General features: G+C 70.4%; 1 protein-coding gene and 1 pseudogene. One reads left to right on the top strand and one right to left on the bottom strand.

What is annotated here, in order from left to right; all coding sequences use genetic code 11:
- Nucleotides 1–962: pseudogene (locus ACT4N8_RS04720) on the top strand (phenylalanine--tRNA ligase subunit beta); the annotation flags it as partial.
- Nucleotides 963–1,001: 39 nt separating this feature from the next.
- Here ACT4N8_RS04720 and ACT4N8_RS04725 read toward each other — a convergent pair.
- Nucleotides 1,002–2,099, bottom strand: a 1,098-nt coding sequence (locus tag ACT4N8_RS04725; RefSeq protein ID WP_444856981.1) for a beta-N-acetylglucosaminidase domain-containing protein, incomplete at its 5' end; no start/stop codon positions are given.

Genomic DNA, 2,099 nt, shown 5'->3' on the forward strand with positions numbered 1-2,099 from the left:
TGCCCTCGACACCGCTGCCGCGCGCGCCGGGCGTGGCGCGGCCGACCGCGACGGCGGAGCAACTGGTCGAGCGCAAGGTCCGCCGCGCCGCGGCGGCGCGCGGGCTCAGCGAGGCGGTGACCTGGAGCTTCATCTCCGAGGCCGAGGCCGAGCCCTTCGGCGGCTCCGCCTGGATCCTCGCCAACCCGATCAGCGAGGAGATGAAGGCGATGCGGCCTTCGCTGCTGCCCGGCCTGCTCGCGGCGGCGCGGCGCAATCTCGCGCGCGGGGCCCAGAGCGTGCGGTTGTTCGAGCTCGGCCGGCGCTATCTTGGCGACACCGAGCATCCGACGTTGGGGCTGGTGCTGGCCGGCGACACGGCGCGGCACTGGCGGGGCGGCAAGGCGGCGGGCTTCGACGCGTTCGACGCCAAGGCCGAGGCGCTGGCCTTGCTCGCGGCGGCGGGCGCGCCGGTCGACAATCTCCAGGCGCTGGCGCCCGCGTCCCAGGTCTATCATCCCGGCCGCTCGGCGCGGCTCTGCCTCGGCCCGAAGAATGTGCTCGCCGAGTGCGGCGCGCTGCACCCCCGCATCCTCAAGGCCTTCGACTTCGACGGACCGGTGATGGCCGCGGAAGTCTATCTGGACGCGATACCGGCCAGGCGCGGTTCCGGCCATATGCGCAGCGCTTATGCGCCGCCCGCCTTGCAGCCGGTGCGGCGCGATTTCGCCTTCCTCGTCACCGAGAGCCTCGCGGCGGACCAATTGCTGCGCGCGGTGCGGGGCGCCGACAAGGCGGCGATCGCGGGGGTGAGCCTGTTCGACGTCTTCACGGGCAAGGGGGTGCCGGAAGGGCGGAAATCGCTCGCGGTCGAGGTCACGCTCCAGCCCGGCGAGAAGAGCTTCACCGACGAGGATTTGAAGGCCATTTCCGAGCGGATCATTGCGGCCGCGGCGAAACTCGGCGCGACGCTTCGCGCCTGACCAAAAAATAGGGACTGTCCCTATTTACTGCGTCCCTATTTACTGCGTCTGCACCAGTTCGTCGGTGACCGCCCAATGGCCGTCGAGCCAGGCGAGGATCTCGCGCGCGGCGGGATGATCGAAAGCGGCGTAGCGCTCGGCCAGCATCTTGCGGCGCTCGCCCAGCCGGTCGAGGCCGCGATCATGGAGGGCGAGAAGGTCGCGCCGGATGCGCTCCGCCAGTTCTTCGCCCAACACCGCCTTTGCCGCCCGTTCGAAGGCCGCGCCATATTCGTAGGCCTCGCCCTGCCGGTAGCTCTCGGCCAGCGTCAGCAGGGGGATGCGGCTCAGCACCGGCTGCGAGGCCGGGTTGACCCCATGACCGGCGATCAAGGGCGCGATCCCCGCCGGCCGCCCGGTGAAGGCGCGCAAATGGAGGTGTTGCGACATGCGCGCGCCGTCATTGACCGGATAATTGTCCCACAGGAAGGGCTTGCGCCGCAGCGCCTCGGCGACGCGGGCGAGATGGCCGGGCGTGAACTCGCGCGAACAGACCTCCTCGCCGGTCCACATGATCTCGATCGCCGGATCGAGCAGGCGGCCGAGATGGGCGAGATAGTAAGGCGGGCGCGGGCCGAAGGCGACGTCGAGGATCGGATCGTCGGAATAATAAGAGGGGCAGGTGAGGATGCGCGCGGCGATGCCCCGCTCGGCGGCGAAATGGACGATCGCCGCCTGCCGCTCGGCGAGATCGGGCACGTCGCCCTTCATGTCGTCGAACAATATGGCGAGATCGTCGGGCTTGAGCGGCGCGAGCGCGGCGAGCTTGGCGGCGAGCCGGTCCTGCCAGCCCCGCTCCGGATGGAGGTGAAGCCCGAACGGGGTGAGGCCGATGCCGAAGCGGACGCCCGCCGCGCGGCAGGCCTCGCGGAAGGCGAGCAGCGCCTGTAGCTCGGCTTCGGGATGCGGCTCCTGCCAGCGGCGGCGGAGCCAAGCGTCCGCCTTGGGTGCGTAGAGATAGAAGCGATAGCCGTTCGGGGCGAGGAAGGCGACCGCCTCGTCCCGCGCCTGCCAGCTCCACGGGCGGCCGAAAAACACCTCGATGATGCCGAGCTCCGGCGGCATAACACAGGTAAGACCGCGTGGATCGCACCGTGC

The organism is Sphingosinicella sp., from assembly GCF_052387495.1.
Classification (GTDB): domain Bacteria; phylum Pseudomonadota; class Alphaproteobacteria; order Sphingomonadales; family Sphingomonadaceae; genus Allosphingosinicella.